The 26,924-nt window shown below is 72.4% G+C and carries 30 protein-coding genes and 1 pseudogene; 18 read left to right on the top strand and 13 right to left on the bottom strand.

From position 1 onward, the window contains the following. Nucleotides 1-19 precede the first annotated feature (19 nt). The 3 genes from C4T78_RS24040 to C4T78_RS24030 are packed head-to-tail and all read right to left on the bottom strand — an operon-like array spanning nt 20 to nt 3,588. Nucleotides 20-1,024, bottom strand: a complete 1,005-nt coding sequence (locus C4T78_RS24040) for a sugar ABC transporter substrate-binding protein (protein WP_093354999.1) — start codon at nt 1,022-1,024, stop codon at nt 20-22. A 37-nt stretch (nt 1,025-1,061) separates the two neighbouring features. Next, entirely contained in the window at nt 1,062-2,072 is a 1,011-nt protein-coding gene (locus C4T78_RS24035) for an ABC transporter permease (protein WP_093355001.1), read from the bottom strand. After that, a complete protein-coding gene (locus C4T78_RS24030) occupies nt 2,065-3,588 on the bottom strand; it encodes a sugar ABC transporter ATP-binding protein (RefSeq protein WP_093355004.1) in 1,524 nt (507 codons plus the stop codon). Before C4T78_RS24030 ends, C4T78_RS24035 begins: the two co-directional genes overlap by 8 nt. Nucleotides 3,589-4,058: 470 nt before the next feature. On the opposite strand from C4T78_RS24030, the gene C4T78_RS24025 reads away from it, so the two are divergent. Continuing rightward, nucleotides 4,059-5,699, top strand: coding sequence for a serine/threonine-protein kinase (locus tag C4T78_RS24025; protein ID WP_093355006.1), 1,641 nt, complete (start codon nt 4,059-4,061; stop codon nt 5,697-5,699). A gap of 31 nt (nt 5,700-5,730) precedes the next feature. Here C4T78_RS24025 and C4T78_RS24020 read toward each other — a convergent pair whose 3' ends face one another. From C4T78_RS24020 to C4T78_RS24000, 5 genes are all read right to left on the bottom strand, one after another. Further along, nucleotides 5,731-6,504: an ABC transporter permease gene (locus tag C4T78_RS24020; RefSeq protein ID WP_093355009.1), complete on the bottom strand. Its 774-nt coding sequence runs from the start codon at nt 6,502-6,504 to the stop codon at nt 5,731-5,733. Beyond that, complete coding sequence (locus tag C4T78_RS24015; RefSeq protein WP_093355010.1) at nt 6,501-7,448, bottom strand: ATP-binding cassette domain-containing protein; 948 nt, start codon at nt 7,446-7,448, stop codon at nt 6,501-6,503. The genes C4T78_RS24020 and C4T78_RS24015 overlap by 4 nt, the downstream gene beginning before the upstream one ends. Before the next feature lie 12 nt (nt 7,449-7,460). Further along, nucleotides 7,461-8,309: a DUF4097 family beta strand repeat-containing protein gene (locus C4T78_RS24010; protein WP_093355013.1), complete on the bottom strand. Its 849-nt coding sequence runs from the start codon at nt 8,307-8,309 to the stop codon at nt 7,461-7,463. A gap of 76 nt (nt 8,310-8,385) precedes the next feature. Beyond that, nucleotides 8,386-8,892, bottom strand: coding sequence for a toxin-antitoxin system HicB family antitoxin (locus C4T78_RS24005; RefSeq protein WP_177247670.1), 507 nt, complete (start codon nt 8,890-8,892; stop codon nt 8,386-8,388). Between the two features lie 143 nt (nt 8,893-9,035). Continuing rightward, nucleotides 9,036-10,091, bottom strand: coding sequence for a lactonase family protein (locus C4T78_RS24000; protein ID WP_093355017.1), 1,056 nt, complete (start codon nt 10,089-10,091; stop codon nt 9,036-9,038). Between the two features lie 179 nt (nt 10,092-10,270). Between C4T78_RS24000 and rocD the strand changes: the two genes are divergently transcribed. Continuing rightward, nucleotides 10,271-11,503 (top strand): ornithine--oxo-acid transaminase, encoded by a 1,233-nt coding sequence (rocD, locus tag C4T78_RS23995; RefSeq protein ID WP_093355019.1) that lies wholly within the window; start codon nt 10,271-10,273, stop codon nt 11,501-11,503. Nucleotides 11,504-11,644: 141 nt separating this feature from the next. On the opposite strand, the gene zapE is transcribed toward rocD, so the two are convergent. Further along, nucleotides 11,645-12,667, bottom strand: a complete 1,023-nt coding sequence (gene zapE, locus C4T78_RS23990; RefSeq protein ID WP_093355021.1) for a cell division protein ZapE — start codon at nt 12,665-12,667, stop codon at nt 11,645-11,647. A 95-nt stretch (nt 12,668-12,762) separates the two neighbouring features. Between zapE and C4T78_RS23985 the strand changes: the two genes are divergently transcribed. The 12 genes from C4T78_RS23985 to C4T78_RS23930 all read left to right on the top strand — a co-directional run bounded on the left by C4T78_RS23985 (nt 12,763) and on the right by C4T78_RS23930 (nt 19,771). Then, on the top strand, nt 12,763-13,515 hold the full coding sequence (locus tag C4T78_RS23985; protein WP_218161634.1) for a pyrimidine reductase family protein: 753 nt from the start codon (nt 12,763-12,765) through the stop codon (nt 13,513-13,515). Continuing rightward, nucleotides 13,512-14,069 (top strand): RNA polymerase sigma factor, encoded by a 558-nt coding sequence (locus tag C4T78_RS23980; RefSeq protein WP_093355025.1) that lies wholly within the window; start codon nt 13,512-13,514, stop codon nt 14,067-14,069. Before C4T78_RS23985 ends, C4T78_RS23980 begins: the two co-directional genes overlap by 4 nt. Next, the gene (locus tag C4T78_RS23975) at nt 14,062-14,613 is read left to right on the top strand and encodes an anti-sigma factor (RefSeq protein WP_093355028.1); all 552 of its coding nucleotides are present in this window, start codon (nt 14,062-14,064) and stop codon (nt 14,611-14,613) included. Before C4T78_RS23980 ends, C4T78_RS23975 begins: the two co-directional genes overlap by 8 nt. A gap of 116 nt (nt 14,614-14,729) precedes the next feature. Then, the gene (locus C4T78_RS23970) at nt 14,730-15,245 is read left to right on the top strand and encodes an Asp23/Gls24 family envelope stress response protein (protein WP_093157533.1); all 516 of its coding nucleotides are present in this window, start codon (nt 14,730-14,732) and stop codon (nt 15,243-15,245) included. A 125-nt stretch (nt 15,246-15,370) separates the two neighbouring features. Continuing rightward, complete coding sequence (locus tag C4T78_RS23965; protein WP_093355031.1) at nt 15,371-15,667, top strand: hypothetical protein; 297 nt, start codon at nt 15,371-15,373, stop codon at nt 15,665-15,667. Continuing rightward, nucleotides 15,664-15,909, top strand: coding sequence for a hypothetical protein (locus tag C4T78_RS23960; RefSeq protein ID WP_235863657.1), 246 nt, complete (start codon nt 15,664-15,666; stop codon nt 15,907-15,909). Before C4T78_RS23965 ends, C4T78_RS23960 begins: the two co-directional genes overlap by 4 nt. A 38-nt stretch (nt 15,910-15,947) precedes the next feature. Then, the gene (locus tag C4T78_RS23955) at nt 15,948-16,127 is read left to right on the top strand and encodes a hypothetical protein (protein WP_093157530.1); all 180 of its coding nucleotides are present in this window, start codon (nt 15,948-15,950) and stop codon (nt 16,125-16,127) included. After that, nucleotides 16,124-16,495: an Asp23/Gls24 family envelope stress response protein gene (locus C4T78_RS23950; RefSeq protein WP_093355033.1), complete on the top strand. Its 372-nt coding sequence runs from the start codon at nt 16,124-16,126 to the stop codon at nt 16,493-16,495. Before C4T78_RS23955 ends, C4T78_RS23950 begins: the two co-directional genes overlap by 4 nt. 4 nt (nt 16,496-16,499) lie before the next feature. Beyond that, the gene (locus C4T78_RS23945; protein WP_093355036.1) at nt 16,500-17,036 is read left to right on the top strand and encodes a DUF6286 domain-containing protein; all 537 of its coding nucleotides are present in this window, start codon (nt 16,500-16,502) and stop codon (nt 17,034-17,036) included. Between the two features lie 118 nt (nt 17,037-17,154). Continuing rightward, nucleotides 17,155-17,745: an alkaline shock response membrane anchor protein AmaP gene (gene amaP / locus C4T78_RS23940; protein WP_093355039.1), complete on the top strand. Its 591-nt coding sequence runs from the start codon at nt 17,155-17,157 to the stop codon at nt 17,743-17,745. Between the two features lie 15 nt (nt 17,746-17,760). After that, nucleotides 17,761-18,870 carry an ATP-dependent DNA ligase gene (locus C4T78_RS23935; RefSeq protein WP_093355043.1) on the top strand — a complete coding sequence of 370 codons (1,110 nt, stop codon included), beginning with the start codon at nt 17,761-17,763 and terminating at the stop codon, nt 18,868-18,870. Nucleotides 18,871-18,880: 10 nt separating this feature from the next. Then, nucleotides 18,881-19,771 (top strand): 2-dehydropantoate 2-reductase, encoded by an 891-nt coding sequence (locus C4T78_RS23930; protein WP_235863658.1) that lies wholly within the window; start codon nt 18,881-18,883, stop codon nt 19,769-19,771. Between the two features lie 52 nt (nt 19,772-19,823). Here the strand turns inward: C4T78_RS23930 and C4T78_RS23925 are convergent, their stop codons facing one another. After that, nucleotides 19,824-20,693: a hypothetical protein gene (locus C4T78_RS23925; RefSeq protein WP_235863659.1), complete on the bottom strand. Its 870-nt coding sequence runs from the start codon at nt 20,691-20,693 to the stop codon at nt 19,824-19,826. 409 nt (nt 20,694-21,102) lie between these two features. Then, nucleotides 21,103-22,041, bottom strand: coding sequence for an EamA family transporter (locus C4T78_RS23920; protein WP_374703899.1), 939 nt, complete (start codon nt 22,039-22,041; stop codon nt 21,103-21,105). 154 nt (nt 22,042-22,195) lie between these two features. Here C4T78_RS23920 and C4T78_RS23915 point away from each other — a divergent pair, with 154 nt between their 5' ends. Then, nucleotides 22,196-23,755, top strand: a complete 1,560-nt coding sequence (locus C4T78_RS23915) for an alpha/beta hydrolase (protein ID WP_093355045.1) — start codon at nt 22,196-22,198, stop codon at nt 23,753-23,755. A 344-nt stretch (nt 23,756-24,099) separates the two neighbouring features. Further along, nucleotides 24,100-24,630, top strand: a complete 531-nt coding sequence (locus tag C4T78_RS23910) for an AAA family ATPase (protein ID WP_235863660.1) — start codon at nt 24,100-24,102, stop codon at nt 24,628-24,630. 16 nt (nt 24,631-24,646) lie between these two features. On the opposite strand, the gene C4T78_RS23905 is transcribed toward C4T78_RS23910, so the two are convergent. Continuing rightward, nucleotides 24,647-25,420: a DUF4389 domain-containing protein gene (locus C4T78_RS23905; RefSeq protein ID WP_093355051.1), complete on the bottom strand. Its 774-nt coding sequence runs from the start codon at nt 25,418-25,420 to the stop codon at nt 24,647-24,649. Nucleotides 25,421-25,520: 100 nt separating this feature from the next. Between C4T78_RS23905 and C4T78_RS23900 the strand changes: the two genes are divergently transcribed. Both C4T78_RS23900 and msrB read left to right on the top strand, forming a co-directional pair. After that, nucleotides 25,521-25,820 carry a hypothetical protein gene (locus tag C4T78_RS23900; protein WP_093355053.1) on the top strand — a complete coding sequence of 100 codons (300 nt, stop codon included), beginning with the start codon at nt 25,521-25,523 and terminating at the stop codon, nt 25,818-25,820. A 72-nt stretch (nt 25,821-25,892) separates the two neighbouring features. Next, a complete protein-coding gene (gene msrB / locus C4T78_RS23895; protein WP_093355055.1) occupies nt 25,893-26,312 on the top strand; it encodes a peptide-methionine (R)-S-oxide reductase MsrB in 420 nt (139 codons plus the stop codon). A gap of 6 nt (nt 26,313-26,318) precedes the next feature. On the opposite strand, the pseudogene C4T78_RS23890 reads toward msrB, so the two are convergent. Then, nucleotides 26,319-26,876, bottom strand: a pseudogene (locus C4T78_RS23890) (alpha/beta fold hydrolase); the annotation flags it as partial. Nucleotides 26,877-26,924: the final 48 nt, after the last annotated feature.

The following is a 26,924-nucleotide window of genomic DNA, read 5'->3' as shown; positions in this document are numbered from 1 at the left end:
ACCAGCCACCACAGGCTTCTCAAGCGGGCGGGTTGTCGCAGGACGGGTTGAGCAGCTTCTGGACCTCCGGGCTGTCCACGTTCTCCTTGGTGATCAGGGTCGAGCCGGTGTCGGTGTCCGGCGCCGGGTTCGGCTCGCCGCGGATCTCGGCCACCGCCGCGTTCACCGCGGCGTAGCCCATCTTGAACGGGTTCTGCGCGATCAGGCCGGTGATCACGCCGTCGCGCAGGGCCTTGATCTCGCCCTCCGAGGTGTCCCAGCCGATGATCTTCACCTGGCCGGTCTTGCCCGCCTGCCGGACCGCTTCGGCCGCGCCCAGCACGCTCGGCTCGTTGGCCGCGTAGATGCCGTTGAGGTCCGGGTTCGCGGTCAGGATGTCCTGGGTGACCTGCAGCGCCCGGTTGAAGTCGCTGTCGCTGGACTGCTGGGCGACCAGCTGCAGGCCCGGGTGCTTGGCCATGCCCCGCTTGAAGCCCTCGCCGCGCGTCTCGTTGGTGCTGGTGCCCGCCTGGAACTCGATGAACGCCACCTTGCCGCGACCGCCGAGCTGCTCGGCCAGCAGATCGGTGGCCTGCTCGGCGGCGGCCACGTTGTTGGTGGCGTACACCGGGACGTCCGGTGGCTGCGGCGAGGTCCCGGAGTCCATGTTGACCACCGTGGTGCCCTGGCCCTGCGCGGACTTGGTGACGTCGGCCAGCGCCTTGGCGTCCGTCGCGGCGTAGACCAGGCCCCTGACGTCGCCCTGCGCGAGCAGGTCCTGCAGCAGGCTCTGCTGGCCGCTGACGTCGCTCTCCGCGTGCACGCCGTCCCAGTGCACGGTGACGTCCGGCTGCTTGCCACCCGCGCACTCCGCGCCGACCCGCACCTTCTCCCAGAAGTCGAAGCCGATCGCCTTCGGCACCACCGCGATCTTGATCGGCCCGCCCTGCTCGCCACCGCCGCCGGTCTGCTCTCGCACCCCGACGCTGCAGCCCGCCGCCGCCACCGAGACCAGCACGCACGCCGCGCTCAGAACCTTCTTCATCCCCGAGCTCCCTTGCTCATCGCCGGACTCCTGCCGCTCACGCGGTGTCGCCGCCGAGCTTGCGCCGCTGGTAGCGGTCCCACCAGACCGCCAGCCAGATGATCACGCCGATCAGCACGTTCTGGTAGAAGGTGCCGATGTTGAGCTGGACCGCGCCGTTGCGGATGACCGCGACCAGGAAGGCGCCGATCAGCGAACCCAGCACGGTGCCGCGGCCGCCGAACAGGCTGGCGCCGCCGATGACGACAGCGGCGATCACGTCCAGCTCCAGGCCCTCGCCGAAGTTCGGCTGACCGGAGTTGATCCGCGACGCGGCGATCATGCCGCCGAGCCCGGCCAGCGCGCCGGAGAGCACGTAGACCAGCGTCGTGTAGCGCTTCACCGGCACGCCGGACAGCCGCGCGGCCTCCATGTTCGAGCCCATCACGTAGGCGTAGCGGCCCAGCCTGGTCCGGGTCAGCACCAGGTGCCCGAGCACCGCGACCACCGCGATCAGCACCACCGGGATCGGGATCGCGTTGATCACGCCCTGGCCGAGCAGCCGGAACGACTCGGGTGCGCCGAACACCGCGACCGCGCCGGTGGCGATCAGCACCAGGCCGCGGCCGACGCTGAGCATGCCCAGGGTCGCGATGAACGGCGGCAACCCCACCACCGACACCAGCAGCCCGTTCACCAGCCCGGCCAGCGCGCCGACGGCGATGCCGCCGAGGATGCCGATCAGCGGGTTGAACCCATACTCGGCCATCAGCAGCACGCCGATCACCCCGGACAGCGCGGCCACCGAGCCCACCGACAGGTCGATGCCGCCGGTGATGATCACCAGCGTCACGCCGACCGCCATCACCGCGTTCACCGAGGTCTGCGAGCCCAGGTTGAACAGGTTGTCGGCGGTGAGGAACGACGGCGCGATGATCGACAGCACCACGAACACGACGATCAGCGCGCCCGCCGCCGCGACCTGCGAGACCGCGCCGGACATGCGGTCGCCCAGCGCACCCAGCAAACCGCGGTCCGATGTGGACGGTTCGGTGGCCGGATCAGCCATGCTTGCCCCCGTTCTCGACGTTTCGGGCACCGGTCGCGAGCGCCACGACGCGCTCCTCGGAGAACTCCGCGCGACCGACCTCGCCGGTGATCCGCCCACCGCGCATGACGAGGATCCGGTCGCACATGTTCAGCAGTTCCGGGAGGTAGCTGGAGATGAGCACCACCGCCGCGCCGCGCGCCGCCAGCGAATCCATCTGCTGGAACATCTCCGACTTGGCGCCCACGTCCATGCCGCGGCCGGGTTCGTCGAAGAACAGCACGTCCGCGCCGGTCTCCAACCAGCGGGCGAGGATCACCTTCTGCTGGTTGCCGCCGGAGAGCTGGCGCACCGGCCGCCCCACCCACGGCACCCGGATGCGCAGGCCGTCGCGCTCCCGCTCGGCGATGCGCCGCTCGGCGGCCAGGTCGATCAGCCCGGCGCGCATCGGCAGGTTGGCCAGCGTGATGTTCTTGTCCACGCCCAGCTGCAGGGCCAGCCCGTCGGTCTTGCGGCTCTCGGTCAGGTAGCCGATCCCGGCGGCGATCGCATCGGCGGGCCCGCGGATGCGCAGGGGCTCGCCGTCCAGGGTGATGGTGCCCGCGTCGGGCAGCTCGGCGCCGAAGACCGCGCGCGCCAGCTCGGTGCGCCCGGCGCCGACCAGGCCCGCCAGGCCGACGATCTCCCCGGCCCGCACCTCGAACGACACATCGCGCACGGCATCACCGCGGGTGAGCCCCGAGACGCTCAGCCGCACCGGGCCGGGCTCGTTGTAGGTGCGCGGGTAGAGGTTGGCGACGTCGCGCCCGACCATCAGCTGCACCAGTTGCGCTTCGTCGAGTTCGGCCACCGGCCGGGTGGCCACCACCGCGCCGTCGCGCATCACGGTGACCCGGTCGCCGATCTCGAAGATCTCGTCCAGCCGGTGCGAGATGTAGAGCACCGCGATGCCCTTGGCGGTCAGCCCGCGCACGATGCCGAACAGCTCCGCGGCCTCCCCCTCGGTCAGCGTCGCGGTCGGTTCGTCCAGGATGAGGACTTTCGCCTGCACGGCAAGGGCTTTGGCCAGCTCGACGCGCTGCTGCTCCGCTGTGGACAGCTGCCCGACGCGGCGGCCGGGGTCGATGTCCAGCCCGACCTCGGCGAGCAGCTCGCGGGCGGCGCGGCGCTCGGCGGAGCGGGAGATCCAGCCGGCCCGGCCGGGTTCGTGGCCGATGAACAGGTTCTCGGCCACCGACAGGTCCGGGGCCAGCGCGAACTCCTGGTGCACCATCGACACGCCGAGCCGCCGCGCCGCGCCGGGCCCGTGGTGCTCGACGCGCACGCCGCCCAGTTCGACGTGACCGGTGCTCGGCGGTTCGACCTGCGCGATCAGCTTCATCAGCGTCGACTTGCCCGCGCCGTTCTCCCCGGCGAACACGTGCACCTCGCCGGGCGGGATGCGCAACGACACGTCGGAGACCGCCACCACGCCGGGGAACGACTTGCCGACGCCGTGCAGCGCCACGGCGGGGTCGAGCTGGTCGGTGGGCGACACGCGCGCCTCCCTCGATCGCGGTGATCGTTCCTCGGGCTCGCAGTGCGCCGGATCATACCCACAACACCGACGCCGGGAAAAGCTTGAAACCAAGCCAAGTATTCGATTACCAGCCCGCACCGCCGACGGCAACGCGGCACGGCCGACCAGCGGCCGCGAACGGCTGGAACATCGGCAGCTCGGCCGGCCCTGCACACGCCTGCGGAGCGAGGCCGGAGCCTGGTGGTCGTCCTTTGAAACGCCGGAGGCGTTCAGCCCGCCCTCGCAGCTGGCACCGACGCGGGTTCTCAGGCGCTTCCATGCGAGGACAGCCCGTTCGCCGTGTTCGGACATGCACATGAACGGGATCCCGCGGCCAGGGAGCGTCTGAGGTTGCGCCACGCGCACCACCACGCAAAACGAGTTCGGAGAAAGGCCGTAAGCTCGAACCGGACGAATTCGCGATCTCGTGGACAGGAGGCCGATAGCCCGTGCAGCCGTTGCTGGCCAGCGACCCGCACCGGGTAGGCGACTACCGGCTGCTCGCCCGGTTGGGGCGCGGGGCGATGGGCGGGGTCTACCTCGGCCGCTCGCGCGGCGGCCGGGTGGTGGCGGTCAAGGTGATCAGGCCCGACCTGGCCGAGGACCCGGAGTTCCGGGAGCGGTTCCGCCGCGAGGCGGTGGCCGCGAGCTCGGTCGGCGGCTTCTGGACCGCCGCCGTGGTGCACGCCGACCCGGACGCCGAACAGCCCTGGCTGGCCACCGAGTACGTGCCGGGCCCGACGCTGCACCAGGCGGTGGCCGACCACGGCCCGCTGCCGGAGGTGACGGTGCGCGGCCTTGGCGCCGGGCTCGCGGAGGCGCTGATCGCGATCCACCGCGCCGAGCTGGTGCACCGCGACCTGAAACCGGCCAACGTGCTGCTCGGTCCGGACGGCCCGCGCGTCATCGACTTCGGCATCTCCCGGGCGATGACCGGCAGCGCGCTGACCGCGACCGGCATGTTCATGGGCACGCCCGGCTTCTTCTCCCCGGAGCAGACCCTGGGCACCGAGGTCGGCCCGCCCAGCGACATCTTCTCGCTCGGCGCGGTGCTGGTGTTCGCCGCCACCGGCCGCGGCCCGTTCGGCGAGGAGAGCACCGCCACCCTGCTCTACCGGGTGGCCCACGCCGAACCGGACCTCTCCGAGGTGCCGGACGGGCTGCGCCCGCTGCTGGCCGCGTGCCTGGCCAAGGACCCGGCGGCCCGCCCGACGCCCGCTCAGATGCTCGACGAGATCGGCGAGTCCAGCCCGCACGGCAACCAGTGGCTGCCGCCGGCGATCAGCGATGTGATCGCCCAGCACGCCACGCAGCTGCAGCAGACGGCCAGCGCGCCGATGCCCGACACTCCCCCGCCGCAGCCGGTCGCCGCGCCCCGCCCGGCGACCCGCACCTACACCCAGGCCGCGCCCGCGGCGCCCGCACCGGCTCCGGCACCGGCACCGGCACCGCCGCAGCCCGCACCGCAGCCTCCGGCGCCGATCCCGGCGGCGCGGGCCGAGCCCGAGCCGGTGCGCGGCAAGATCGTGCCCGCGCAGCCCAGGCAGACCTCCCAGCAGCCGCAGGTGCGCCGCGACAACCCGGGCCCGGTGTTCGCCACCGCCGGACGCTTCCGCGCGCTGGTCTCCGCGGCCGTCTGCGTGGCGATCATGTTCGGGGCGTACGAGCTGTTCCGCCACGGCCTCGGTTCCGGCGACCGGTTCATGGTCTTCCAGATCGGCATGCTGCTGCTGGGGCTGAGCGCGGCCTGGTCGGTGGCCAGGGCGGTGCTGCCGAGCCTGTGCTTGAAGGTCAACGGCGACGGCCTGCTGGTCTCGCGGATGGGCCTGACCCGGGAGATCCCGTGGAGCCAGGTCCAGCGGGTCGGCGTGGTGGGCAGCGGAAAGCGGGCCTCGGTGGCCGTGTGGTTCACCGAAGGCACCGCTCCGCGCTCCGCGCTGTGGCACCGGCTCCGCCCGCACCACGGCGGCCACCTGATCTTCCCGATCGGTGCGACCGGCGGCTGGTTCGGCCGCCGCCAGGAGATCCGCCGGATCCGGACGGCCCTCCAGCAGTACGCCCCCGGCCGCTACGACACCCGCATGCTGTGAGGTCGTGAGCGCCTCGCGCGCGCACGACCCATCAGGCCGGTGCGCGGTTGAAGGCCGCCCGGGCCCAGAAGTAGCCGACCAGGGCGATGACCGCGCACCAGCCGACCGCGAGCACCCCGTTCGCACCGACCGGGGTTCCCATCAGCAGGCCGCGGACGGCCTCGATGATCGGCGTGAACGGCTGGTTCTCGGCGAACCAGCGCACCGCGGGCGGCATCGAGTCCGTCGGCACGAAGGCGCTGCCGATGAACGGCAGGAGCGACAGTGGCAGCACGATGTTGCTCGCGGTCTCCACGCTCCTGGTCATCAGCCCCGCCGCCGCCGAGATCCAGCTCAGCGCGAAGCTGACCAGGGTCAGCAGGCCGAGCGCGGCCAGCCAGTCCAGCGGACCGGCCGTCGGGCGGAAGCCGACCAGCAGCGCGACCGCGGTGATCAGCACGACGCTGAGCACGGTCTGCACGGTGCCGCCGACCACGTGCCCGGTCAGCACCGACGCGCGGGAGATCGGCATGGTGCGGAACCGGTTGATGATGCCCTCGGTCATGTCCGAGCACACCGAGATCGCCACCGTCATCGAGCCGGATGCCGCGGCCATCAGGATGATGCCGGGCGCGAGGTAGTCGACGTAGCTGCCGCTCCCGCCCAGACCGGCGCCCAGCACGCCACCGAGGACGTAGACGAACAGCAGCAGCATGATGATCGGCATCCCGACCACCGACAACGTCATCGACGGGTAGCGCAGCGCGTGCAGGAGGTTGCGCCGCAGCATCGTTCGCGAGTCGCGGATCGCGTGGGCGGTGGTCATCGCAGCACCTCCTGGGCACCTTCGGCCTGCCCGGTGAGGGCGAGGAAGACGTCGTCGAGGTCGGGCGTGTGCACGGACAGCCCTTCCACCTCGATCGACTCCTGGTCGAGCCGGTCCAGCAGCGCCCGGAGCGTCCGGAGGCTGCCGTCGCCGGGCACCTGCAGGGTCAGCGCCTCGTCGTCGCGGGCGAGCACGCCGAACGCGCCGGCCGCCGATTCGAGCTCGGCGAGGTCGCCGAACTGCAGGCGGACGTGGCCGCCCGGGATCCGGCTCTTCAGCTCCGCCGCGGTGCCCTCGGCCACGATCCGGCCGCGGTCGAGCACCGCGATGCGGTCGGCGAGCTGGTCGGCCTCCTCCAGGTACTGCGTGGTGAGGAAGATCGTCACCCCGTCGGCCACCAGCTCCCGGATCAGCTGCCACATGCCGCGGCGGCTGCGCGGGTCGAGACCGGTGGTCGGCTCGTCCAGGAAGATGATGCGCGGATCGCCGATCAGCGTCATCGCGATGTCGAGCCTGCGGCGCATGCCACCGGAGCAGGTCGAGGCCGGCTTGCGGGCGGCTTCCCGCAGGTCGAACCGGTCGAGCAGCTCGGCGGCGCGCCGCCGCCCCTCCGCGCGCGGCAGGTGCCGCAGGTCGGCCATCAGCAGCAGGTTCTCCTCGGCGGTGAGCAGGTTGTCCACCGCGGCGAACTGGCCGGTGACGCCGATCGCCGACCGGACGCGGTCGGGCTCGGTCGCCGGGTCGTGCCCGGCGACGCGTATCGCCCCGGCGTCGGCTCCGATCAGCGTGCTCAAGATCTGCACCGTGGTGGTCTTGCCCGCTCCGTTGGGGCCCAGCAGCGAGAAGATGCTGCCCTCCGGGATCCGCAGGTCGATGCCGTCGAGCACCAGCTTGTGGCCGTAGGACTTGCGCAGCCCGAGGGCTTCGATCGCCGGCTTCGTCATCTCGTCCTCCGCTCAGGCCTCGGTGGAGCGGCGGACGGTGATGTCGCCGAACGAGGTCCGGGCGCGCACCTCCACCTTCTCGTCGGGTTCGGCCGGGCCGTCCGCGGCGGTCAGCGAGTTGTGCACGCGCCCGAAGGACGACCGCACGTCCAGCCAGGCCGCGCTGCCCTCGCGGATGCCGACCTCCAGGCCGCCCATCGACGTCGCCATCGACACCTCGCCGCGGACGACCTCGCCGAGGCGGATGCTCCCGTTGGCGGTCTTGGCGTTCACCGACGCCTGCGCGCTGTCCACCGTGATGTCGCCGTTGGCTGCGCTCACCCGCAGATCACCGCGGACCAGCCCGATCCAGCTCGCGCCGTTGGAGTTCTTGATCGCGGCCGAACCGTCGATCTCGGAGACGCGCAAGCTGCCGCTGTGGGTGGTGATCTCGGCGCGGCCCGCGACGTGCTCGACGCTGACGTCGCCCGCGGCGGTGTTGAGGGTCAGCGAGTCGGTCCGGTCGAGGTGCACGTGGCCGGCGGCGGTCTTCAGCCGGCACTCCCCGAGCGCGCCCTCGCAGCGGAAGCTCGCCGCGGCCGCGTCGACGCGCAGCCGCGAGGCGGTCGGCAGCTCGACCACCACGTCCACCGAGCCGACCTTGCTGAACGGCGACCGGCCCTTCGGGCCCTGGACCTGCAGGTTCCCGTTCGAGCAGGTGACCCGGACCTGGTCGGCGGTCTTGACGTCCTTGCTGTCGGAGCTGTCGGTGGGACGCACTTCGACCACGGTGTCCGCGCGGTCGCCGGCGATGATCCGGACGTCGCCGAGCGCGAGCTCGATGGTCGCGGAGATCGGTCCGGGCGTGTCGAATTTCGGCATGGCGGTGCCCTCCTGGGGACTTCGATGAGCATCCCCGCTGGTCAGGGATGTGCGGTGAGCGGAAGAGTTCCGGTGGCTAGCGAACCCAGCCGGTGTAGTGCTGGCCGCCGCGCGCAGCACGGCGGGTGCCGCGGCGTCCCGGCTCCAGCGCGGCGGAGGCGGCGCGCACGAGCCATGCGTTGGCCGACAGGCCGTCGCGGTTGGCGGCCGCCTCGATCTGCGCCTTGAGGTGCTCGGGCAGGCGGAGGTTGATCCGCGTCATGGCCCCGTCCTCGCCCTCCTGCGGGGCCTGCGGCTCCGGCTGCTCCGGTTCCGCTTCCTCCTCGGCGGCGTCCTCGGCCGGTGGCGGGGTCACGACGAAGCCGGGATTCCCGCCGCGCAGCCGCAGGTCGACCGAGCCCGGGGCGAGGTCCCGGGTGATCTCGTCGGCGGCGGCCGACAGCGCGTCCAGCAGGGTCAGCCGGATGGCCGAGTCGAGCGGCGCGGTGAGGCGCTCGGCGAGCGCCCGGGCGTCCTCCCCGCTCGCTTCGGCCGCGACGGCGAGCTGGTGGCGCAGGTTGTCGACGTACGACGTGAGATCCATGGCACCATCATGGCACCAACACGATGCCACCGCAAGCCCGGGGTGGCTCACCGAGCTGAACCGCCACCCGCGATGGGAGCGTGAGCCAGGACTTCACCTGCGAATACAGCCCGAGAAGAACGCGGCAACCACGTGTGGTGCCATCATGGCACCGGGAGGATGCAGACTGGCGTCGGAGTGGCAACCGGATCGCCGAGCGGGGTCAGCTCGCCGTACGGCGAGATCGCGAACGCCTGCACGTCGTCGCTGCGCTGCCCCGCGGCGAACAGGACCCGGCCGTCCGGGGACAGCGCGATGTGGCGGGGCTCGGCCACGCCCGCCGAGTGGATGCCGAGCAGCCGGAACTCGCCGTCGCTGGCATCGGCCCGGAAGACCGCGATGCTGTCGTGGCCGCGGTTGGAGGTGAGCACGAACCGGCCGTCCGGGGTCACCACCACCTCGGCGGCCAGGCTCGGCCGCCCGTAGTCCGGCGGCAGCGCGCTGAGCGTCCGCCTCGGCTCCAGCGCACCCGAGGACGGGTCGTAGCCGAGCTCGGTGACCGACGACGCCAGCTCGTTGAGCAGGTACGCGCGCTCGCCGTCCGGGTGGAACGCCAGGTGCCGCGGCCCGGTCCCGGCGCGCAGCGACAGCTCGTGCCGGAGGGCCAGGTGCCCGCTGCTCTCGTCGAAGTCGTAGCTGTAGACAGAATCGGTGCCCAGATCCACCGCCAGCACGAACCGACCGGTGGGATCGGGCAGCACCTGGTGCGCGTGCGGGCCCTCCTGGCGCTGCGGGTTCGGGCCGCTGCCGCTGTGCTGCACCACGTGGCACGGCTCGCGCAGCACACCGCCGGTGTCGATCGGGTGCACCACCACGTTGCCGGACTCGTAGTTCGCGGTCAGCAGGTACTTCCCGGACGGGTGCACGCTCAGGTGGCACGGAGCCGCGCCGAGCGTCGGCTGCGAGTTCAGCTCGCGGAGGGTCCCGTCGTCGCGGATCTGCAGCGCGAAGACCCGGCCGTCGCGCTGCTCGCTGACCGCGAACAGCGTCGAACCGTCCGGCGCGAGCGCCAGGAACGACGGGTCGTGGATCTCGGCGACGCTCTCGGCGCACCGCAGCGAGCCGCGCCCGTCGGCGGTGGCCGACCGGATTCCGTCGGCCGCCGAATCCGCGCCCGTGTAGGCACCCAGGTACACCCGGTACTCACCCTCGTCCGGCATCGATGTCCCGCCTTCCGCCGCTGCGAACCGCCCGTCGGCCACATGATGTCAAGCCGACGCCCAGTTGCCCGGGTGAAACAACGATCAGACGACACCGGCGTCGACCACGCAACGAAGTGTCGTCGCAAGCAACGCCTAGCGGCTGAAATCTTCGCCGTCCGCGACATAACCTTGTGTCCATGACTGCCGTTCCGTCGCACCTCGAAGCTTCGTCGAAGGCCGCCGGTTTCCGGGCCCTCGACGACCAGTACAGCGCGCACAACTACCACCCGCTGCCGGTCGTGATCGCCGAGGCCGACGGCGCCTGGATGACCGATGTGGACGGACGGCGCCACCTGGACTTCCTGGCCGGGTACTCGGCGCTGAACTTCGGCCACCGGCACCCCGCGCTGGTCGCCGCGGCCACCGAGCAGCTCGGCCGGGTCACGCTGACCAGCCGCGCGTTCCACCACGACCAGCTCGGCCCGTTCTGCCGCGAGCTCGCCGAGCTCACCGGCACCGACCGGGTGCTGCCGATGAACTCCGGCGCGGAGGCCGTCGAGTCCGCCATCAAGATCGCGCGGAAGTGGGCCTACCAGGTCAAGGGCGTGCCGGAGAACCAGGCGGAGATCATCGTCGCCGGATCCAACTTCCACGGCCGCACCACCACCATCGTGTCGTTCTCCACCGACCCGGTCGCGCACGACGGGTTCGGGCCGTACACCCCGGGTTTCCGCGTGACCGAGTACGGCGACGCCGCCGCGGTGGAGGCGGCCATCAGCGAGCGCACCGCGGCGGTGCTGGTCGAGCCGATCCAGGGCGAGGCCGGCGTGATCGTGCCGCCCGCCGACTACCTGCCGCGGCTGCGGCGGCTCTGCGACGAGCACGGCGCGCTGCTGATCGCCGACGAGATCCAGTCCGGCCTGGCCCGCACCGGTGAACTGCTGGCCAGCGAGCACGACGGCATCCGCGCCGACCTCTACACCCTCGGCAAGGCGCTCGGCGGCGGCATCCTGCCGGTGTCCGCGGTCGTCGGCCGCGACGACGTCCTCGGCGTCCTGCGCCCCGGCCAGCACGGCTCCACCTTCGGCGGCAACCCGCTGGCCTGCGCGGTCGGGCGAGCCGTGATCCGCCTGCTGAGCACCGGCGAGTTCCAGGAGCGCTCGCGCGAACTCGGCGCCCACATGCACGCCCGGCTCGGCGAGCTCGTCGGCCGCGGAGTGCTGGAGGTCCGCGGGCGCGGGCTGTGGGCGGGCGTGGAGATCGCCCCCGGCGGCCCGACCGGCCGCGAGGTCAGCGAAGCCCTGGTCGAGCGCGGCGTCCTGTGCAAGGAAACCCAGGACACCACCCTGCGCCTGGCCCCGCCCCTGGTGATCACCCGCGAGGAGCTCGACACCGGTCTGGACGCGATCACCGAAGTCCTGGCCCGCTGAACCACGGCCGTCACCCGGGCCGCGGTCGATCTCGCGAGAGAACGACGTTCACCCGGGTGACGGTCGACTTCTCGCGAAATCGGCGCAGCCCCCACCGCTCGGGCGGCGTTCGCGCTGGTCGGGGGCCACCGTGAAGGGCGGTCAGGAGGTGGCGAGGTCCCTCGACAGCGCCGTCAGGCGGCTGATCGCGCGGAGGTACTTCTTCCGGTAGCCGCCCTGCAGCATCTCCTCGGTGAACAGCGCCGAGAGCGCTTCGCCCGAGACGCGCACCGGGATCGAGCGGTCGTAGAGCCGGTCGGCCAGGGCCACCAGGCGCAGCGCCACGTCCTGGTCCGGCGCGGCGTGCACGCCGCTGAGGTGCACTGCGGTCACGCCGTCGAGCAGGCGGCCGTACTTCGAGGCGTGCAGCCCGGCGAGGAAGTCGCACAGCTCGTCGAAGTCGTCCAGCGTCGAACCGTCGGTCGCCTCCGCGAGGCGGACCAGCTCGTCGTCGCTCATCGGCGGCGGCGCCTCGGGCAGCCCGCGGTGCCGGTAGTCCGGGCCGTCGACCCGCAGCACGCCGAAGCGGGCCGACATCGCGTGGATCTCGCGGAGGAAGTCCGCCGCCGCGAACCGCCCCTCGCCGAGCTTGTCCGGCAGCGTGTTGGAGGTGGCCGCGATGTGCACGCCCGCGTCGGTGAGCTTGGCGATCAGCTGGGTGACCAGCATCGTGTCACCGGGATCGTCCAGCTCGAACTCGTCGATGGCCAGCAGTTTGTGCCCGGACAGCCGCCGCACCGTCTCGGCGAAGCCCAGCGCGCCGACCAGCCCGGTGACCTCGACGAACGTGCCGAAGGCCTTGTTCCCCTCGGTGGCGTGCCACAGCGAGGCGAGCAGGTGCGTCTTGCCGACGCCGAACCCGCCGTCGAGGTAGAGGCCCCGCTTGCCACCGTCGGCCTTCTTCTTGCCGAACATCCCGCGCAGCCACGAACCGCCGCCGTCGGCGTTGATCCGCTCGGCGAACGCCGCGCACTCCCGGACCGCGGTCGCCTGGCTGGGCTCGTCGGGGTTGGGGACGTAGGTGTCGAAGCGGACCGCGTCGAACATCGGCGGCGGAGTCATCGCCTGGACCAGCTCGTCCGGGGTGAGCTCGGGACGGCGGTCTGCCAGACGCGGAAAACTCATGCGCCGACTCTATAACCGGGCACCGCGCCGTCCGGCCGTGCGGGCACGTGCTCCTGCTCACCCGCCGGGGCACCGGACGTGGTGGGATTGGGCACGTGGTGGACGAGCTTTGGCCGCTGGACGGCGCGCGGCAGGTCGACGACGAGCTGGAACGGTTCTACGCCTTCCCCGAGCAGCTGGAACGCCCGTGGGTGCGGGTCAACTTCGTCTCCAGCCTGGACGGCGCGGTGACCGTGAAGGGCAGTTCGCGCGGCTTGTCGGCACCGGTGGACCAGCGCGTGCTGGGCCTGATCCGCGACCTCTCGGACGTGGTGCTGGTCGGCGTGGGCACCGCGCTGATCGAGGGCTACCGCGGGATCAAGCGCACCGAGGTCCGCGCGGAGCGCCGCGAGCGCCACGGGCTGTCGGAGATCCCGCCGATCGCGCTGGTCACCGCGCACGCCTCGGTGCCGCTGGACTCCCCGCTGCTGACCGACACCGTGGTGCCGCCCATCGTGCTCACCACCGAAGCCGCGCCCGCGCAGCGCCGGGCCGAGCTCGCCGACGCCGGCGCCGACGTCGTGGTCACCGGCGATGCCGAAGTGGACCTGCGGGTGGCGCTGGACGCGCTGGCCGAGCGCGGGCTGCGGCGCATCGGCTGCGAAGGCGGGCCGAGGCTGTTCGGCTCGCTGATCGACCAGGACCTCGTCGACGAGCTGTGCCTGACCCTCTCCCCCGTGCTGGCCAGCGGCGATGCCAGCCGGATCGCGGTGGGATCCGGTGTCGAGACGCCACGGAGCATGCGGCTGGACTCGGTTCTGCACGCGGAATCGCTGCTCCTGCTCCGTTACGCGAGAATGCGCGGGTGACTGTTGGGGCCGGCACCGACGAGGCGCTCGTGGCCGCCGCGCAACGCGGCGACGCGAATGCCTTCGACCAGCTGGTCCGCAGGCACAGTGCCACCATGTACCGCGTCGCCTACCGCGTACTCGGGGATTCCGCGGAGGCCGAGGACGCGGTGCAGGAGGCCTGGGTGTCGGCCTGGCGGGGGCTGGCGAGGTTCCGCGGCGAATCGGCCCCGACCACGTGGCTCTACCGGGTGGTCACCAACGCGGCCCTGGCGCAGGTGCGCCGCCGCAGGCCGACGGTGCCGCTGGAACCGACCGCCGAGTTGATCTCCGACCGCGGCACGGTCGACCCCGAGGGGCACGCGGTCCGCAGCGAGGAGGCCGCGTTCGTGCACCGGGCCATCGACACGCTCGAACCCTCGCAGCGCGTGCCGCTGGTGCTGCGCGAGCTGGAGGGCATGAGCTACGAGGAGATCGCGGAGGTGCTCGAAGTGCCGGTGCCCGCGCTGCGCTCCCGGCTGCACCGGGCGCGCACGACGCTGCTGGCCAGGTTGCGGGAGATGCGCGATGGCTGATCACTCCGCCGACCGGGCGCTGCCCTGCGGCCGCACCGAAGCCGAGCTGCTCGACGTCCTCACCGACAGCGCCCCGCCCGAACTCGTCGGGCACGTCCGGACCTGCCCGCACTGCCAGGCCGAGCTGGCGGAGCTGAAGGCCGTCTGGGCGCCCGTGCGGCGCACCGCGCAGATCCCCGTCGAACCGCCGCACGGCCTGGTGGAACGCGCCTTGATGACGGTCCGCGGAGTGCGCGGCGGCCTAGGCGCCTCGCCGATCGAACTCGCCCAGGAGGGCGGTGCGCTGCGGATTCACCCGCAGGCGGTGGTGCTGCTGACGCGGCAGCTGTGCGCCGAGGTCCTCACCCGGCACCCGGGCGCGCACCTGCGCGGCTGCGTCGGCGACGCCGACGAGGTGCAGGTGGACCTGGCCGTCCGCTACCTGCTCCCGGCGAGCCTCGCCGAGCAGATCCAGCGGGAACTGGCCGCTGCCCTGCGGGACGCCCTGGGCGCGGGCGCACCGACGGTGTGGGTACGCATCGCCGACGTCGAGCCGCCGGGATGAGAATGGTGACGTGGCACACAGCCGCGCAAGATCGCGTCGGGTGCCCGCATCCGACTCTCAGCAGAACACGCCGGGCCGACGCGGTGCCGGCGCAACCGGGAAGGAGCGTCATTTCCATGGCTCAGAACAGCGGGAGCACGCAGAACGCGAGCGAGGAGCGCGGCAGCACCACCGAGAACCGGCGGATCCCGGAGACCCGCACGAGCACGGCGCCGAACCGGCTGGCCGACGACACCTCCCAGGGCAAGACCACCATCGCCGCGTCGGTGGTGCAGAAGATCGCCGGCATCGCGGCCCGCGAGATCTCCGGCGTGTACGCGATGGGCGGCGGCGTCTCCCGGGCGTTCGGCGCGATCCGGGAGCGGATCCCGGGCGGCAGCGGCACCTCCTCCACCTCCGGCGTGCAGGTCGAGGTCGGCGAGAAGCAGGCCGCGGTCGACCTGGACATCGTGGTCGAGTACGGCGCGTCCATCGTGGACCTCGCGCGCGCGGTGCGGCGCAACGTGATCACCGCGGTGGAGCGGATGACCGGGCTGGAGGTCATCGAGGTAAACATCGCGGTCAACGACATCCACCTGCCCAACGAGGACGGCGAGGAGCCCGCGCAGCCGGCCGCTTCCCGCGTCGAGTGACCGCAGCCCGCCGAGGACCTGTCGGCGCAGCCGGCTGCGCTCGTGCGAGCGGTGCCAGCCGCTTCGAGCACGCGCGCAGACCGGCCGCCGACGAGCTCTGAACGATCCAGGAGGACGTCCGCCGAATGCCGGAGCACGTTTCCGCCAGCGAGCTCGCCGACCGGGCGCTCGCCCACCCCGCGGTGGCGCGGTTGCACGGCGGGCAGTACGGCGAGATCGCCACCTACCAGCCCGGGCAGCGGATCACCGGGGTCCGGGTGGGCGAGGGCTCGGTCGAGGTCGGGGTGGTGCTGCGGCTGGGCCGGCCGCTGCCCGCGGTGCTGACCGAGCTGCGCGGCGAGCTGGCCGCGATCGCGGGCGGCGTCCCGGTGGACATCACCGTGGCCGACGTGATCACGTCCGATGAGCCGGAGGGCGCATGATGGTCGCTGTGCAGCAGGATCCGGAGACCCGCCGCGCGATCCGGGCGTTCGTCCGGGCGCACCACCCGGACGTCGGGGGCGACCCGGAGGCGTTCGCCGCCGGGCTCGCCGAACTGCGCGCGGGTCGCGACCGCTGCGACGCGCCGGTGGTGGTCGTGCACCGGCCGCGCGGGATCCGCGGCCTGGTGCGCCGGTTCCGCGACTGGCGGGCCCGCCGCAACCGCCCGCCCCGAGTCCGCTGAGAACAAGCCGAAGACAGTCCCCTTGGAGGGTTTGCCAGATGAATTGGACACAGACCGGGCTGCTCGCCGGGCTCATCCTCGGCGCGGCCGCCGCGCTCGGCGGATTCACCGGTTTCCTGATCGCGCTGCTGGTCGGCGCGCTCGGCCTGGTGGTCGGCAGGCTGCTGGACGGCGAGCTGGAGATCGGCGACATCCTCGGCCGCGGGCGGGACCGATGAGCACCGGCACCGCCGAGCGGGCCGACCCCGCCGACCGGGGCCGGTTGCAGATCAGCCGCTCGGTCCTGCGCAAGATCGCCGAGCACACCGCAGACCAGCACCCGGGTTGCGCGCGGACGCGCCGCCGGATCGGCGGGCTCGGGCTCGGCGATCACGGGGCCAGCGCCCAGATCTCCGGCCCGGACGACGCGCTGCGCGTCCGGCTGGACGTGGCGCTGCGCTACCCGGCGCCGGTCCGCGAAGCCGTCGCGGCGCTGCGCACCCGGATCGGCGAGGAACTGGCGCGCCTGACCGACTGCCAGGTGCGCACCGTCGACGTCACCGTGTCCGCGCTGGTCGCCGCGGACGCACCGCCCCGGGTGGAGTGAGCACATGCGCTTTGTCGTTCGGCTGATCACGACGTTGCTGGGGCTGGCCGCCGCCGCTGCCGGCGTGGTGCTGGTGGTCGAGGCGGTGGGCGCACTGGTGCGGCCGGGCACCGGCGGCCTGATCGTTCCCTGGCAGCGCATCCACGCCGCGCTGAGCGTGGTGTCGTGGGACGACGCCCCGGTCCGGGCGATCGCCGCCGGAGTGCTGGTGGCCGGGCTGCTCCTGCTGCTGATCGCGATGACCTCCGGACGGCGCGAGATCCGGCTGCACGATCCGGCGCCGGAGGTCACGGTCACCACCGATCCGCGCTCGCTGGCGCGGCTGGTCGGGCACCAGGTGCGCGACCAGGACGGGGTCGCCACCGCCTCGGTGACCGCGAGCGCCAAGCGCGTCCAGGTCCGCGCCAGCTCGCAGTTCCGCGATGCGGGCGATCTGCAAGGCCGCCTGACCGAGGCCGCCAAGCACGCCGTGCAGGAACTACCGCTGCGCGACACCCCCAAGGTGCTGGTGTCGGTGAGCACGCCCAAGGAGCGGCGATGACGCCCCTCGTGCCGAGTCCCGCTCAACCGCATCTCAGGGGGCCGTGATGGAACCCAGCCACAAGAATCCGCCCAACGCGAGAACGACTCCGAACGCAACCGCTGAAAAACGCGCAGAGGTGGGACAGCGCACCACGCCCACCGGCCGCGCCCTGGGCTTCGAACGCGGCGTCGTCACGGTGATCGCGCTGCTCGCCGTGCTGCTCGGTGCCGCGGTGCTGCTGGTCGGCACCGGCTGGCTCGGCCTCTTCCGGGCGCAGCGCCCGCTGGCCGATCCGATCGTGGTGCAGTGGCTGAGCGGCAACTCGCAGCTCGCCCTCGTGATCGCGATCGTGCTCGGCGTGCTGCTGTTCGTCCTGGGCCTGTGGTGGGTGATCCGGGCGCTGCGCCCGGAATCCCGGCCGGACCTGCGGCTGGAGCGCGGCAGCGCCGAGCTGACGGTGACCGCCGCGGCGCTGACCGAGGCGGTGCGCGCCGATGCCGAGCAGGTCACCGGCGTCAACCGGGCGCACGTGCGGATGGCCGGTGACGAGCGGCGCCCGGCGCTGCGCCTGACGCTGTCCCTGCAGGAGGGCACCAACGTCCGGCAGGTGTGGGAGGAACTGGACGCGAAAGTCCTCTCCCGCGCCCGCGAGGCGCTGGGCACCGATACCTTGCCCACAGCGATCCGCCTGCGACTGGACCGGGCGCCGCGCCAACGCGTCCGCTGACCGAGGAGGTCCGCTGTGCTCCCCCTGCAGCCACCGGTGAAACCGATGCTGGCCAGCCCGACCGACGGCATCCCGCGGCAGGGCGGACTGCTCTTCGAACCGAAGTGGGACGGCTTCCGCTGCCTGGTGTTCGCCGATCCGCGGGCCGATCCGCCGGTGCGGCTGCAGTCCCGCACCGGCCGGTCCCTCGACCGCTACTTCCCGGAGGTGCTGGCCGCCGTCGCCGAGCACCTCGACCGGCCCGCGGTACTCGACGGCGAGCTGGTGGTGATCCGGCGCGACGACGCGGGCGACCGGCTGGACTGGGACGTCCTGAGCGAGCGCATCCACCCGGCGGCCAGCCGCGTCCGGCTGCTCGCCGAGCAGACCCCGGCCACCTTCATCGCCTTCGACCTGCTGGCGCTCGGCGAGCGCGACCTCACCGAGGCCCCGCAGACCGAGCGCCGCGAACTGCTCGCCGGGCTCGGCCTCGACCGCACCGGCCTGCGCACCACGCCGGTCACCGACGACCCGGACACCGCGGCGGAGTGGTTCCGGATCTTCGAGGGCGCCGGGCTGGACGGCATCATCGCCAAGCCCACCGGCGGCGCCTACCTGCCCGGCAAGCGGGCCATGCTCAAGATCAAGCACTCGCGCACCGCCGACTGCGTGGTGGCCGGGCTGCGCTGGCACGCCAAGACCGAGCCCGGCACCGCGGTGGGTTCGCTGCAGCTGGGCCTGCACGACGAGCACGGGGTGCTGCACCACGTCGGCGTCGTCGGCGCGTTCTCCGCCGCCCGCAGGCGCGAGCTGGCCACCGAGCTCGCCGGGCTCATCACCGAGGGCGAGCACCCGTGGGTGGGCCCGAACGCGACGGGCCGCCGGCTGCCCGGCTCGGTCAACCGCTGGAGCAGCAGCGAACAGCCCTGGGTGCCGCTGCGGCCGGAACGGGTCGTCGAGGTCTCCTACGACCACACCGAGGGCGGGCACCCCGCGCGGTTCCGCCACACCACGCAGTTCGTGCGGTGGCGGCCGGACCGCGACCCGGAGTCCTGCCGCTACGACCAGCTGGACGAGCCGACGCGCTACGACCTGGACGCGGTGCTGACCGGCGAGGTGGACCGGGAGGCCCGTACGGGCGGGTAATGTCCCTGCCGTGCACATCGCGATCATCGGTTCGGGTGGTATCGGCGGAGTTCTCGCGGCGGCAGCGCACGCCGCCGGGCACGAGGTGACGTTGTGCGTGCGCACCCCGTTCGACCGGTTGACGGTGGAAACCCCGGACGGCGCCGCGGAGATCCCGGCGACGGTGGCGACCGAGCCCGGCTCGGTGCGCGGAGCCGACTGGATCCTGCTGACCACCAAGGTCCAGGACGTGCCGAGCGCGGCGGGCTGGCTGCAGCGGCTGGACGACGGCCGCGCGCCGATCGTGGTGGTGCAGAACGGCGTCGAGCACCGCGCGTCGGTCGCCGGGATGGACTTGCGCGGCCCGGTGCTGCCCGCGCTGATCTACGTCGCGGCGGAACGCGTGCGCCCCGGGCACGTGGTGCGCCGCTCCCCCGCCACCATGCAGGTCGAGGCGGGCCCGGTCGGCGAGCGGTTCGCCGAGCTGCTCTCCGGCGGCCCGCTGACCGTCCGCCCCACCGGGAACTTCCGCACCGCGATGTGGCGCAAGATGCTGACCAACCTGGCGCCGAACCCGATCACCGCGCTCACCCTGCGCCGCCTCGACGTGCTGGCCGAACCGGACGTCCGGGAGCTGTGCGGAGGCGTCCTCGCCGAAGCGGTGGAGGTGGCCCGTGCCGAAGGCGCCGACCTCACCCACGCCGACGCCGAGCAGGTGCTGGACGACTACATCAACAAGTTCCCGCCGACCAACGGCACGTCGATGCTCTACGACCGGCTCGCGGGCCTGCCCACCGAGCACGAGCACATCACCGGCCCCCTGATCCGACTGGCCGAGAAGCACGGGATCCCGGTGCCCCTCAACAAGACGCTCCTGACCCTGATGCGAGCCCTGCGCCCCACCAAGCTCCCACCGGTCTGAACACCAGAACGCTTTCGTCAGCAGGTGTTCTTCATTCCTCTAGGCAGTCCACTCATCCGTCCTGCGGGGTTCCTCCGTCCTGCGGGAGGCTCCACAGGTGCAGCGCGGTCCGGTCCTCGGCGACCGTGTACCAGGTGCCGCGACCCGCGGGGCGCGGCGATCCCGCAGCGGGGAAGGGATAAGCGATCTGGCCGCGCAGGGTCAGGGTGCGCGCGTCGACGAGCCAGTGGCGGGGAGCTCCGGTGTCGTACCCGGTACCGGCGATGATGGCGTCGTCCGTCGGGAACGCCGCTTCGTAGTCCCAGCAGACGCGGTCGTCACCGCTCTCCGGCACCGCCTCCGCGGCGTTGAGCCGCCGCAGTTCCGCGCCATCTTCCGCCCGGCGCAGGTAGAGGGCCCACTGCCCCGGATCCGTTGCGACGATGTGCTCCCCGGAGGGGCTCACCGCGAGGAAGACCTCCTCGGCGAACCGCTCGATGCTGAACTTCTCGCCGTCCCAATGTCCCCACAGCGCGGGCGAATCCTCCTCGCCCTCACCGACGGTCAGCCCCATGTACGCGGGGTCCGGGTGTGGGGTGTGGAAAGAGGCCGATCCCACTGTCATCGTCTCGGCACGGGCCAACACCGCGCCGTCGGCGGGATCGAGGATCAGCCACTCCTCCTTGACCTCCTCGCCCGCATGGTTGCGGATGTGGGCCCACAGGATCTTGCCGTCCGGGGAAAAAGCGGCTGATCCGCGGTCAGCTCGACCGTGGTGGTAGTCCTCGGCGTACTCGGCGAACGACGCGTGGGCCTCGGTGCACACTGCGGCCGACCAGCAGCCGTGCCGAACCTCCCACCGCACGGCACCGCTCGGATCCACCGCGCGCAGCGCGTGCACCCCGGCGAACACGGCGAGATCAGCCCCGGGAGAGACTGCCACCGAGCCGAAACCGCGTGGCCACGGCGCCGGGAAACGAACTTCTGCGCCCGTACCGTCCAGGTCGCGGACGACCAGCTCGGTGTCCCCGCGCTGCACCAGCAGTGCGCGCCCGGGCCAGTGCCACAGTTCTGGCGCGTCCGCGGACGCCGGATCCAGCAGCCCGTCAACGGTGGTGACGAGGCGAGCAGGGTACTGCGCAGCCCTTCCGAGGGCGGAGTCTGTTGCCACACCTGCATGTATACAGAAGCCGTCGGGCGACCGGTACATCGTGGATCGTGAGCGGAGGCTGTCCACTCGCGAACTGCCGAGGCAGGACCGAGCGTGTGGCTTCGGCCTGGGTGCACTCGTCGCGCCGCGGGAACTCCAGGGCTTCCCCCCTGCTGCGCTCACCTGGTCGGCCTGGTGGGGGTCAGTTGGCTCCGGGGTCGTTGGTGGGCCGGGTGTCCTTGGTCATGCCCACTGCGCCGACCGAGGCGATGACCACGCAGGCGATCGCCACCCACTGCCAGGCGCCGAGGAGTTCACCGAGGACCAGCAGGCCCGCCAGGGCCGCCACCGCCGGTTCCAGGCTCATCAGGACGCCGAAGACCCTCGGCGGCATGCGGCGCAGCGCTTCCAGCTCCAGGGAGTACGGGATCACCGAGGACATCAGCGCCACCACCAGGCCCGCGACGAGTACCGCCGGGTGCAGCAGCGCCGTGCCCGCCTCGGCGATGCCGAACGGTGCCGCCACCAGGGCGCCGAAGGCCATGCCCAGGGCGAGGCCGGAACCGCCGGTGGTCCGGCTGCCCAGCTTCGCGCCGACCAGGATGTAGCCCGCCCACATCGCTCCGGCCGCGAGCGCGAACCCCACGCCGACCGGGTCCAGGCCGCCCTCGACGCGCGCCAGCAGGAACACGCCGAGCCCGGCCAGCGCCGCCCACACCAGGTCCAGCTTGCGGCGCGAGCCGACCACCGCCACCACCAGCGGGCCGAGGAACTCGATGGTCACCGCCGCGCCCAGCGGAATCCGCTCGAACGCCTGGTAGATGCAGACGTTCATGCCCGCCAGCACCGCGCCGTAACCGGCCACCACCGCCAGCGTCCGCCGGTCCATCCGCAGCGACGGGCGCCAGACCGCCAGCAGGATCAGCGCCGCGAAGGTCAACCGCAGCGCCACCACCCCGGAAGCGCCCGCCATGGTGAACAGCTGCTTGGCGAAGGCGGCGCCGACCTGCAGGCTGACCACGCCCAGCAGCACCAGCATCGGCGGCGGGATCGCCCCGAGCGCTCGTGCCGGGGCCTGGCCCCAGCTGAACAGCGGTCGCCTGCCCGATGATGCGCCCGAGCCGATCTGCGCGACGTGCACGTTGCCCCTTCACGATCCGAAGTCCGCCTACCGCCGCACGTTAACTCCGCGCCGCCGGGACGCCCAGCGGAATGTCAGGGCCCTCACCGGGGCCTCACCTCGATCATGCGATGCTGACCGGGTTCCGCCACCGCGTCGCCGACGAGGAGTACCCGTGCCGCGCACCTCTCACCGGGCCGGGGCTGTGCTGCTGCCGTTGCTGCTGGTGGTTCTCGCGGCGTGCTCGGCCGGCCCGTCGGGCCGCCCGCCGGTCGCCTTCCAGGACGGCGACCAGCAGGTGGCACCAGCCCCGCAGCCGCCGAAACCGGCGCCCGTCCCGGAGCTCGGCGGGCCCAGCGACGACATGCTCCTGTGGTCGGACTGCACCGACCAGACCCGCGCGGAACTCGGCGAGCTGCCACCGGGGATGACCGTCAGCTGCTCGCAGCTGCTCAGCACGCTCGACTCGCCGGAAGCGCCCGAGCGCGGCACCGCGCGCAACGCGCTGCTGCGCGTCGGCACCGGCCAGCGCGTGCCGCTGGTGGTGGCCGGTGACGTCGGCGGCGAGCCCGGCACCACCTTCGCCGCGCGCATGGCCGCGCAGCTGCCCGAACTGCTGAACACCTTCGACATCATCGGCATGGACCGGCGCGGCACCGGCGAGTCCGACCCCGCCGCCTGCGTCCCGCAGCCGCAGCGCGAAGCCATCGTCGACTTCGACGCGCGCGCCACCGACCGCGCCCAGCTGGACCGGTTGCTGGAATCGGTGCTGCGGGCGAGCCAGGAGTGCCTGCTCGACCTCGACGAGCGGCTGCAGGCCTACGACACCTGGCGGGCCGCGTCCGACCTCGAAGAGCTGCGCCTGGACCTGGGTGTGCCGAAGCTGCACGCGATCGGCCGCGGCGAGGCCTCCCGGCTGCTGACCACCTACGCCGAGCGCTTCCCGACCTCGGTGGGCCGGATGGTGCTGGACGGCGCGCCGGATCCGACCCGCGACGCCATCGGGCAGGCGGAGCACGAAGCGCAGGCCGCGGAGCACGTCTTCGACGTCTTCGCCGCCGACTGCGCCGGTCGCGGCTGCCCGCTGGGGCCGGAGCCGCGCAAGATCGTCGACGGCCTCGTCGAGCGGACCCGCCAGGCGCCGCTACCGGCCGGGAGCACCACCATCGGCAGCGGCCGCGTGGTGCAGGCGATCCTGCTCGGTCTGAGCGACCGCAAGAGCTGGCCCGCGCTGGCCGATGCGCTGGCGGCGGCCGACCGCGGGGATGGTGCCCGGCTGGCGGAGTTCAGCGCGCCGCTGGTCACCGCGCAGGGCATCAACCCGCCGTGGCTGGACGGCGAGCTGATCACCAGCTGCAACGACACCACGCTCCGGGTGCCGCCGCAGCGCGCCGGTGATCTCGCGAAGGACTGGGTGAACAGGTTCCCGCTGTTCGGCGGGGCCTCCGCGCAGCGGCTGGTGTGGTGCGGGTCGTGGCCGGTTCCGCAGCAACCGCTGCCCGCGCCGCGCCGACCCGATCTGCCGCCGATCCCGGTGATCAGCACCGCGAACGACCCGCTGGTGCTCGAAGCGGGCAGCGAGCACATGGCCGAGCAGCTGCCGACCGGGGTGCTGGTGCGCTGGCAGGGCTCCGGGCACGGCGCCATCGCCCGCTCCCGGTGCGTCACCGACGCCGTCACCCGGTTCCTGCTGCAGGGCACCGTGCCGACGGACGGCATGGCCTGCCCGGAGTGATCCCGCAAGCACCCCGGGCAGACCCGCGCCGCTCAGCCGCAGCTGGAGCAGCAGCCACAGGACGGACCGCTGCAGCTGCCGCAGCAGCTGCAGCCGCCCTGGGGTTGCGGAGCGCGCTCGACTTCGGTGCGGACCATGGTGGCCTCCCGCTTCGTGGGTGATTCCGGCAGTTGCGATGGTGCTCGCCAACGGAGCAACGCCGACACCGCTGGCCGAGCGAACCGGTATCCGCCAACGAGCTGATCAGCAACCATGCACCCATTGCAATCCGTAGTCGCCGGGAAATCCGGGCGACGGATCGGGCGACCGGTGGCATGATCGACTCCTCCGACCGAAGGAGCACCGTGCTCGACCGCGCCATCCTGCTCATCACCGGCATCCAGGCCGCAGGCAAGTCCACCATCGCGCAAGGCATCGCCGAACGCCTGCCGCGCTCGGTGCACCTGCGCGGCGACACCTTCCGCCGCATGGTCGTCGGCGGCCGCGAGGAGATGTCCGCACCACCGTCGGAGGAGGCGCTGCGCCAGCTCCGCCTGCGGCACCGGCTGACCGCGCAGACCGCCGACGCCTACTTCGCCGAGGGCTTCGCGGTCGTCGCCCAGGACGTGGTGCTCGGCGAGCACCTGGCCGAGCTGGTCGAGCAGATCCACAGCCGTCCGCTGCTGGTGGTCGTGCTCGCCCCGGACGTCGAGGCGATCGCCGACCGGGAGGCGGGCCGCGGCAAGACCGCCTACGACACCTGGGCCATCGCCGAGCTGAACGCGGTGCTGCACGAGCAGACCCCGCGCCTGGGCCTGTGGTTGGACACCTCCGGCCAGACGCCGGAGCAGACGATCGAGGAGATCCTCCGCCGCTGGCCCGAAGCCGTCGTCTGACCCGGTGCCCGGAGCCTCACTCCGGCTGCGCGTACTGGTATTCGTGCTGGTCCTGCTCGAACGGCGGGTAGGTCGTCTGGACGGCGCCGTTGCCCGCAAGGCCGAGCACGCCCAGCACGATGAACACGACCAGCAGCACCCGGCCGCCCTCGGACATCACCAGCGGGCGCGTGCCGGGTGACTGGCGCGGTGGGTTCTCCTCGGCCCGCGCGTCGCCGAACAGGTAGCGCGGGTAAGCGCCGGTGAGCAGGTAGAAGTAGGCGTTGGTGCGGAAGCCGAAGCGCAGCACCGCAGCAGTGGCGTCGAAGACCGGGCGCGGCGTGCGGCCGAGCACCAGCACGATCAGCCAGATGAAGAACGCCAGCACCGCCCAGCCGTGCGCGACGATCGCGCTGAGGATCGCCGCCGGGATCACCAGGACGATCCGGAAGAGCACCGCCAGCCGGTTCAGCTCGCCCGGCCGCAGCTCGACCCGCACCGGGTGGTCCGGCTGGTCCACCAGGAACGGCGGATAGCGGTCGACGAGCAGCAGCTGGGAGGCCGACACCCGGGCCTGGTACCCGACGTAGAGGACCAGGAACCCGGAGATCCAGTCCGGCAGGCGCCCCAGCACCAGCGCGGCGAACCACCCGACGATCAGCACCACCGCGGCCGCGATCGAGACGAACCACAGCACGACGAAGTGCGGTATCAGTAACAGGAACCGCAGCAGGACGGTCCAGCGCCGCTGCCGCTCAGGCGCTGCGACGTCCAGCTCTGGCCGGAACAGGTCCGCTGGCTGCGCGCTCATCGGCGCCTCCTGTCCTAAGTGGAGCGGCCTGCAGCGTACCCACGAACGACGGACCCGGCAGATCGTTCGCGGCGCGCCCGGGAGGCGCTACGGTGATGCGGTGGAGCGCGGTGAACCCGAGGACCGGAACGGTCGCCTCGGCGACGAACTCGACGGGCTCGACCCGGCCGATCCCGAGGTCCAGGCCTTCGCGGAGCACCGCGACCGGATGCAGCGCCCGAACTCCGACGCCACGGTCGAGGGCATGCTGCGCGGAGTGGACGACTTCGCCCAGAGCGCCAACCGCGCCAACGGCCACCGCCGCGTGGTGGCCGTCCTGGTGGTGGCGCTGATCCTCCTCGGCGTCCTGTCCACGGTCTGGAACGCGCTCGTCTTCGTCTTCAACACCTTCGCCGGCTGAACCGCGGTGGTGTTCGACTCCTCGCGCGGACGCGGCAGTGCAGTTGATCTCGGCACGCATTAGCGTGGAAGCATGGATCCGGTCGCAGGTACCCCGAAGGTAAGCAAGACAGACCAGGAGTGGCGCGAGCAGCTCAGCCCGAACGAGTACGCGGTGCTGCGCCAGGCCGCCACCGAACCGGCCTGGCAGGGCGAGTACGTCGACACCAAGACCACCGGGGTCTACGAGTGCCGCGGTTGCGGGGCGGAGCTGTTCCGCAGCCAGACCAAGTTCGAGTCGCACTGCGGCTGGCCGTCGTTCTACGACCCGGCCGACAGCGAAGCGGTGATCCTCCGCGAGGACAACTCCCTCGGCATGCGCCGCACCGAGGTCCTGTGCGCGTCCTGCCACGGCCACCTGGGACACGTCTTCGAGGGCGAGGGCTACGCCACCCCCACCGACCAGCGCTACTGCATCAACTCCATCGCCGTCCGCCTGGTGCCGGAGGACTGAACCCGTTCACCGGTCCGAGCGGGCTGCCCACGCCTCGAGCAGCAGCCCGGTGAGCTCGGCGGGCATGGTGATCATGCAGTCGTGGCCGGTCGGCAGTTCCCGCACCCGCTCGCCCGCTGGGACGGGACGCCGGGTGATGCCCGCCGGCCGGCGTCCGACGCAGTGGATGGGCGTGCGCGGGATCGCGCGCGCGGCCGGGTCGTCCAACCGGACCGGCTCCTGGAGGCACCGCACCGGCTGGTCCGACAGCATCGACCGCAACCAGGCGAGGTCGTCGGGATCGGTGACTCCGAACAAGCCGAGCGGCGGCGGCTGCTCCGGCATCGGCGGAATCCGCCAGCCGTCCACGGCGAGGTCGATGAGCTGCTTGGTGATCGGCTGGACGTCGACAGCGGTTTCGCCGTCTTCGGGGACCATCGCGTCGAGGAACACCAGGTGCGCGATCCGCTTCGGGACTCGGTGAGCGACTCCCGATATGACCATCCCGGCGTAGCTGTGCCCGACGAGCACGAGGTCGTCGAGGCGCTCGCCTTCGATCAGGCCGACGACGTCGTCGATGTGGGTGCCGAGCCCGACCTCGGGGCCACATCGACGCCGCCCGCGCGGCGTACG

It is taken from the genome of Saccharopolyspora kobensis, from assembly GCF_900108315.1.
Taxonomy (GTDB): Bacteria; Actinomycetota; Actinomycetes; order Mycobacteriales; family Pseudonocardiaceae; genus Saccharopolyspora; species Saccharopolyspora kobensis.
The sequence above is the reverse complement of the archived record's forward strand: the minus strand, read 5'-3'. Positions and strand labels throughout refer to the sequence as shown.

Coding starts and splice junctions, on each gene's coding strand:
- C4T78_RS24040 (WP_093354999.1), bottom strand. CDS start 1,024: ATGAAGAAGGTTCTGAGCGCGGCGTGCGTGCTGGTCTCGGTGGCGGCG.
- C4T78_RS24035 (WP_093355001.1), bottom strand. CDS start 2,072: ATGGCTGATCCGGCCACCGAACCGTCCACATCGGACCGCGGTTTGCTG.
- C4T78_RS24020 (WP_093355009.1), bottom strand. CDS start 6,504: ATGACCACCGCCCACGCGATCCGCGACTCGCGAACGATGCTGCGGCGC.
- C4T78_RS24015 (WP_093355010.1), bottom strand. CDS start 7,448: ATGACGAAGCCGGCGATCGAAGCCCTCGGGCTGCGCAAGTCCTACGGC.
- C4T78_RS24010 (WP_093355013.1), bottom strand. CDS start 8,309: ATGCCGAAATTCGACACGCCCGGACCGATCTCCGCGACCATCGAGCTC.
- C4T78_RS24005 (WP_177247670.1), bottom strand. CDS start 8,892: ATGGATCTCACGTCGTACGTCGACAACCTGCGCCACCAGCTCGCCGTC.
- C4T78_RS24000 (WP_093355017.1), bottom strand. CDS start 10,091: ATGCCGGACGAGGGTGAGTACCGGGTGTACCTGGGTGCCTACACGGGC.
- rocD (WP_093355019.1), top strand. CDS start 10,271: ATGACTGCCGTTCCGTCGCACCTCGAAGCTTCGTCGAAGGCCGCCGGT.
- zapE (WP_093355021.1), bottom strand. CDS start 12,667: ATGAGTTTTCCGCGTCTGGCAGACCGCCGTCCCGAGCTCACCCCGGAC.
- C4T78_RS23975 (WP_093355028.1), top strand. CDS start 14,062: ATGGCTGATCACTCCGCCGACCGGGCGCTGCCCTGCGGCCGCACCGAA.
- C4T78_RS23970 (WP_093157533.1), top strand. CDS start 14,730: ATGGCTCAGAACAGCGGGAGCACGCAGAACGCGAGCGAGGAGCGCGGC.
- C4T78_RS23965 (WP_093355031.1), top strand. CDS start 15,371: ATGCCGGAGCACGTTTCCGCCAGCGAGCTCGCCGACCGGGCGCTCGCC.
- C4T78_RS23960 (WP_235863657.1), top strand. CDS start 15,664: ATGATGGTCGCTGTGCAGCAGGATCCGGAGACCCGCCGCGCGATCCGG.
- C4T78_RS23955 (WP_093157530.1), top strand. CDS start 15,948: ATGAATTGGACACAGACCGGGCTGCTCGCCGGGCTCATCCTCGGCGCG.
- C4T78_RS23950 (WP_093355033.1), top strand. CDS start 16,124: ATGAGCACCGGCACCGCCGAGCGGGCCGACCCCGCCGACCGGGGCCGG.
- C4T78_RS23945 (WP_093355036.1), top strand. CDS start 16,500: ATGCGCTTTGTCGTTCGGCTGATCACGACGTTGCTGGGGCTGGCCGCC.
- C4T78_RS23905 (WP_093355051.1), bottom strand. CDS start 25,420: ATGAGCGCGCAGCCAGCGGACCTGTTCCGGCCAGAGCTGGACGTCGCA.
- msrB (WP_093355055.1), top strand. CDS start 25,893: ATGGATCCGGTCGCAGGTACCCCGAAGGTAAGCAAGACAGACCAGGAG.